Raw genomic sequence first — 6195 nt, 5'->3', positions numbered from 1 at the left:
GTGTGTGTGTGTGTGTGTGTGTGTGTGTGTGTGTGTGTGTGTGTGTGTTTACGAAATTATTTGAGATAGCCAAATAATCTTGTAACTTTTTTACACTTAGTTGTATGTTATTGGTATTGCGTGTCATAAAACTGGAACAAACTTATAACCTTTTATAGAAGTGTGCAAGTTTTTGAGATTTTTTTTGAATAAAAAAGTTTTTTTGATGAGGATTTTATTTTGTATTCTTGTGGGGTAAAATAGAGAGACGATGTTGGGAATTGCAATTAAAAAAGTAAAAACTAATGAGGTTGAGGCTCTACAACAGATAAGCAAAACTACTTTCTATGAGACTTTTGCTGCGGATAATACTCCAGAGAATATGCAAAAGTATTTAGATGAGGCTTTTTCTGTGAAGTGCCTTAGAGAAGAGCTGCTAGATGAGTTTTCGGCGTTTTATTTTGCTAGAGTTGATGGGGTGTTAGCGGGGTATCTTAAGCTTAATTTTGGTGCTTCACAAACGGAGTTGAAAGACTCTAAAGCCATTGAGATAGAGCGTATCTATGTACTGAAAGCCTTTCAAGGTAAAAGGGTAGGGCAAGCCCTCTACGAACACGCTCTCCAAGTGGCTAGAGATAAAGGGGTAGATTATATTTGGCTAGGGGTATGGGAACAGAACCACAAAGCCATTCGTTTTTATGAGAAAAATGGTTTTGTAGCGTTTGATAAGCATCTGTTTGTGTTGGGAGATGACCCTCAAACGGATATTATGATGAAGCTGAAATTATAAAAACTACAACCGCTGTCTTAAAATTTCGTAGCAACTTACGGCTACGGCATTGCTTAGATTGAGGGAGTCTATTGTCCCTGCCATAGGCACGAGAATATTTTCTGCTTTGCCTTTCCAAAAATCACTAATCCCAGAGTGTTCTGTCCCGAAAATTAAAGCGGTTTTGGTTTTAAAATCTTTTTGGTGGATTAGCTGAGCGTCTTCGCTCATAAAGGTGGTGTAAACCTTAAAATGGTGTTTCTTTAAAAATGCTAAAGTACTCTGGTTATCCGCTTGAAAAATATTCATACCAAATAAACAACCTACGCTAGACCTGATAACATTGGGATTGTAAAAATCTACCCTAGGGTCGGTAACAATAAGAGCATCTATGCCAAACGCTTCACAACTTCTAAGTATAGCCCCAAGATTGCCTGGTTTTTCTATGCTTTCTACAATGATGACCGAAGCGTTTTCGGACGGAATAAAATGGTCTAAGTGGTTTTGTGGTGTTTTGTAAACACCGATAATCCCTTCGGTAGTGCCTCTATAAGCGATTTTTTGGTATATCTTATCTGTAATGTAATAGGTTTTTGCATTGGTGGGTGGCTCTGCAGAGAAAATACTCTCGCAAATGTAAAACTCTAGGGCTTCGTTGCCAAAAGTTAAGGCTCTCTGATTTTCCTGCACACCTTCTACGATGAAAACGCCCTGTTTTTTTCTAAATCTATTGTCGGTGGCTAATCTATTGAGGTGTTTTATTTTATCGTTGTGTAAACTTTCTATGATTGTTTTCATTTTTGGCTAGTCTTTTTCGCTGTCGTCTATTAGACCTTGTGCAAGGGTCTTTTTGGTTTTTACGCCTAACTCTTTTAGTTTTTCGGTTTGCTTCACAAGGTTATCTCTGCCTGAAGTAAGTTGTCCAAAGGCATCGTTATAGGCAGATTTAGCGTTGTCTATATTTTTACCTACTTTCTCTAGATTTTCTACAAATCCTACAAACTTATCATAAAGTTTAGCCCCTCTCTCGGCGATAGCCATTGCGTTTTGGTTTTGATATTCTCGTTTCCAAAGGTCGGCAATCAGTTTTAGTGAGGTGATGAGGTTGCTTGGGTTGAGGAGTAATATTCGCCTATCGTAAGCAAAGCTCCAAAGGTTAGGGTCGGCTTGCATAGCGGCAATATAGGCGGGTTCGCTAGGGATAAACATCATTACGAAATCTAGCGATTTACCATAATCATCATAGGCTTTATGGGACAACTCTACAATGTGATTTTTAACTGAACTAAGGTGTTTGTTGAGGTTGATGTCGTAGAGGCCGGCATCGGTTTCGTCTATTAAATCTGTAAAGGCTGTAAGTGATACCTTAGAATCTATAATGACAGTACGCTGGTCGGGATATTTTACTACGGCATCAGGACGCATTTTTTTACCTGAAAATTCGGAATAAAGGGCTTTGTTATCCTCATTTTTAAGTTCGTGTTCTAGGAAATATTCTCTGTTTTTTACCAAACCAGATTTCTCTAAGATACTTTCTAGTATCATTTCGCCCCATCTGCCTTGTGTTTTAGCTTCGCCTTTTAAAGCTCGGGTTAGTTTTTTGGCATCTTCGGAAATTTGTTGGTTGAGCTCTGCCAACTCTTTTACCTTAGCTCCTAGAGAAAAGCGTTCTTTAGCCTCTTTATCATAGGTTTCGTGTACGGTATTTTTAAGCTCTGTAATTTTCTCTTGGAAAGGCTTTAATATATGTCCTAAATTTTCTTTGTTAAGGGAAGTAAATTTTTCGGTTTTCTCCTCTAAAATTTTATTAGCAATGTTTTCAAACTGAAGTTTTGTAGCTTCTTGTAGCTCTTGTATTTCCTTTTTTTGATTGACTAATGATTGTTCTAGGGTTTCATTTTTGGAAGAAAGTTCACTTATTTTAGCATAATAATGCTGATTTTTCTCCTGTAGTTGAGAGAGGTTGAGTGTTTGGGTTTGCAGTTGATTTTTTAGTTCTTCTATTTGGCTATGAGCTGTTTCTAGTGTAGCCGAAGTTTTGGATAAAGAATCTTTAAGGCTTTCGTTTTCTGTGGTTTTTGCTTTATAGTGTTCTTTTTCCAAATTCAGACTTTGTTCTAAATCTTTGGTCTTTGAAATCCAATTTTTAAGGTCGGTTTCATTGGCTATAAAATTACGATTGAGTTCATCATAGGTTGTTCTAGAAATGGTGTTTGATTTACCAAAAAAGTAAACCATAAGCCCACCTATCACTCCTCCAAAAATAAAAATGATGAGAAAGTATAAAGTCATCTAATTAATCTAAATTTTATATAATTTGTACTACAAACGGTCTTTTCTGAAAGTTATATTCTAAGCACTTCTTTTGCAAGTTCTATCATTTTAGGTTCTCCAGTATATTTGCCTCTTTCATCGGAAAGTTTTACTGTAGGAATCCAGTCACCATTAGGAGCTTGTACGCCTATAAGTTTCATCACGATGTTCATTGGTTTTAGCCCAACATCATTGGTAAGATTAGTACCTATACCAAAAGAGATGCCTATGGTACCACGAGTTGCTTTGGTTATTTCTTCTACTTTTTCAAGGTTTAAACCATCGGAGAAAATGATGTATTTAAAGTTAGGATTGATGCCAAAACTCTCGTAATGCTCTATGGTCTTTTTCGCAAACTCTATTGGGTCTCCACTGTCATGACGAACGCCGTCAAAAAGTTTAGCGAACTTCTTATCAAATTGACGGAAGAAAACTTCCGTGGTATAAGTGTCTGAAAGAGCAACTCCTAAATCACCACGATAAACATCTACCCAATGTTCTAATGCAAGTTGGTTTGCCATTTTGAAACCATATTCTGCGGCGTGGAACATAAACCATTCGTGGGCGTGGGTGCCGATAGGTTTTACGCCGTATTTCATAGCAAAATGAACATTAGAAGTTCCGATAAACTGACCTTTTTCTTCCATAAGAGCCTCCATTACTAATTGGTGGACCTTGTAAGAGTGGCGTCTTCTGGTTCCAAATTCAGCAAAGGTAACCCCTAGCTCGTTAAGCTTTCTAGATTTCTCTACTGTATTATGAACAACAGTTTCGTTGGAGTCTCGCTCCATCTTGTTCATTTGATAATGGAGTTCAGAGATGAGTGCTAAAAGCGGAACTTCCCATAATATGGTGCGATACCAAAGCCCTTCTACACTTACTTTAATATCATTGCCTTCTTGTACAATTTTAACTTCGGAAGGGTCATAATGATAACCTTCTAAAAAATCTAGGTAAGGTAAGTCTAAGTAAGGACAGGTTTCTTGTAAGTATAGTTTTTCCTTTTTGGTGAGTTTTAGCTCTGCCATAGAATCTACAGCTTTTCTAAGCTCGTTAGCAAAGCCTTCAGGGAAGAAATGTTTCCCACGGTTGATAAATTCGTATTTTACTCTAGCGGTAGGAAATAATTTCACTACGGCGTTTTGCATGGTTATTTTATAGAAATCGTTGTCTATGATAGACTTTAGACGCACTTCTGGCATAATACTTCTGGTTTATATGCAACAAAAATAGGGTTTTTTGTGAGAATGATGAAGTTATCATTTAATTATAATGGCGTTTAAAGCAAAAAACCATTTCTCAAGAAATGGTTTTGTATGAAAGACATGAAAATAGAAAAAAGTTATCCTAGTAGAGCTTCAGCGCTCATTTTGCCGAAATTGTTAGCGGCTAACGGGCTATCACCTGTTACTAATTTTCTATCAGTGTAGCATGCTCCTGAAATATCCTCATTAAGAATTTCTATGCCTAGAGCCTTTAGTTTTTCTCCGTAGAACCAAGGCATATCTCCTGGTACATAGCCAATAGCGGGTGTTTGTGTGTCTATAATGTCAGGGAAAGATTTTATTTTGTAGCCTTTATATGGGAAGTTTTCCGCAGGTTCATTATGTGCTGCTGCTAATAATGCTGCAGGACCATGGCAAATAGCAAGCACAAATTTCTCATGTTGATATGCCCAATGGATTGTCTTTTTTAAATCATCATTTGTTGGTAGTCCTAGCATAGCACCGTGTCCACCAGGTAAAAATACAGCTACATATTCAGTTTCGGAAGCCATGTCTCCTGCTATAAATTCTTTTAAACTTTTAGGTGCTTCAAATTGAGTTTTATACTTTTCAAAAATGCCTTTTACTGCTTCGTCTTCGGAAGGCATCGCCCACATTTCTAAAACGGCTGGTGCACCTGTAGGAGTAAATATTTCTGCCTCAAAGCCTGCTGCGTCTAAATGTAGCATTGGTACTAAGGTTTCTACTGGATGGTTACCTGTTGAAAATTTCTTACCATTTTGCATAGTCATATATTTTTCTTCAGTACACACTACTAGTACCTTTTTGTTTTTATCTGTATTAGCGTTAGGATATTGGGCGAAATCGTAATCGGTTTTTGGAGTAACAAACATAGATAATGATAGTGGAGAAGGCTCATAACCTACACCATCAAATACAGGTTGATTACTTAATTCTTGTGACATCTTTTTAATTTTTAGTGTTTAACATTAATTTCTTGTGCAAAGATAGATGGAGGTGCTTAGAGGTCTAAGGATATAAATCACAAAAAAAGTGTGAGGTAAATCACAAGAGTAATTTTTATAGTAGGCTCAAAAAGTATTTGCGAAGGGCAGAATAAATTGAACGAATAGTTCAATTTCGACTAACCTAAGTAGATGCTTGTCAGTTCAACACCTTAATCCCACCTTTTGCAAATACTATGTTATGTGCAGCTTTTCTTTAAATCAATTTTAATTTTACAATAATCCGTGTTTTGTCAAACCATCCGTCATTTGTTGTTTAAATACTTGCATTCTTCTATATGCAGTTAGTGACATTTTCATTTCATAGTTTATTCCTTTTTGAATTTCTGCGTGTAAGTGAATCGCATTTCTTAAAGCATAAATTTCTTTAAGCTCATCTCTAAGTTTTTCGTCAATAAGTCCAAGCGAATTAGCAACATCAGCTTTATGCTCAAATCTTATTTGCTTAATGTCTTTATATATTATATCTTCATAAGTCGTATAAATTTTTCTTCCTTGATGAGTCAGACCATCGAGTTCTTTACTAACGGATATGCGTTTACATGTTTTGGTTTCATAAAGTTTTAAAACCAAATGATTTGTCGGAAACAAGTCAAACAATACATAATGAATTATAGCTTCATAAATTGATGCATAATATATGATTTGAATTCTGATTTGAGCGTTTTTAAGCCACTCTTCAGCTTGCATACCTTCTAAAAACTTATAGATATATCTAATAGCTTTAAATTCTTCCGCTAATCTATTTGAAAGTGTTTTGTCTTTTATATAGTCAAAAAAATCTTCAAACCAATTTTCGTCTGGCAAGTGTTTATTTATATATTTTTCTACTTCATTCTTTGTTTCTGTCGTGAATGGCATATTGTCTGTTTAGTGTCGTTAT

Annotated in this window: 6 protein-coding genes; 1 reads left to right on the top strand and 5 read right to left on the bottom strand. The window is 36.1% G+C overall.

Features of this window, described 5'->3' with window-relative positions:
- Positions 1–250 precede the first annotated feature (250 nt).
- Positions 251–769, top strand: coding sequence for a GNAT family N-acetyltransferase (locus tag GXW81_RS09580; RefSeq protein WP_161532147.1), 519 nt, complete (start codon positions 251–253; stop codon positions 767–769).
- A 3-nt stretch (positions 770–772) separates the two neighbouring features.
- Here the strand turns inward: GXW81_RS09580 and GXW81_RS09575 are convergent, their stop codons facing one another.
- The 5 genes from GXW81_RS09575 to GXW81_RS09555 form a co-directional block, all read right to left on the bottom strand.
- A complete protein-coding gene (locus GXW81_RS09575; protein WP_161532146.1) occupies positions 773–1546 on the bottom strand; it encodes an RNA methyltransferase in 774 nt (257 codons plus the stop codon).
- Between the two features lie 6 nt (positions 1547–1552).
- Positions 1553–3040, bottom strand: coding sequence for a DNA recombination protein RmuC (gene rmuC, locus GXW81_RS09570; RefSeq protein WP_161532145.1), 1488 nt, complete (start codon positions 3038–3040; stop codon positions 1553–1555).
- A gap of 53 nt (positions 3041–3093) precedes the next feature.
- A complete protein-coding gene (pncB, locus tag GXW81_RS09565) occupies positions 3094–4263 on the bottom strand; it encodes a nicotinate phosphoribosyltransferase (protein ID WP_161532144.1) in 1170 nt (389 codons plus the stop codon).
- 140 nt (positions 4264–4403) lie between these two features.
- On the bottom strand, positions 4404–5252 hold the full coding sequence (gene hchA, locus GXW81_RS09560) for a glyoxalase III HchA (RefSeq protein WP_161532143.1): 849 nt from the start codon (positions 5250–5252) through the stop codon (positions 4404–4406).
- Positions 5253–5525: 273 nt separating this feature from the next.
- On the bottom strand, positions 5526–6173 hold the full coding sequence (locus tag GXW81_RS09555) for a hypothetical protein (RefSeq protein WP_154137578.1): 648 nt from the start codon (positions 6171–6173) through the stop codon (positions 5526–5528).
- Positions 6174–6195: the final 22 nt, after the last annotated feature.

Origin of the sequence: Riemerella anatipestifer (assembly GCF_009932355.1) — a bacterium.
GTDB classification, from domain to species: domain Bacteria; phylum Bacteroidota; class Bacteroidia; order Flavobacteriales; family Weeksellaceae; genus Riemerella; species Riemerella anatipestifer_E.
Note: the sequence above shows the minus strand (reverse complement) of the source record. Positions and strands in the feature narration are given on the sequence as shown.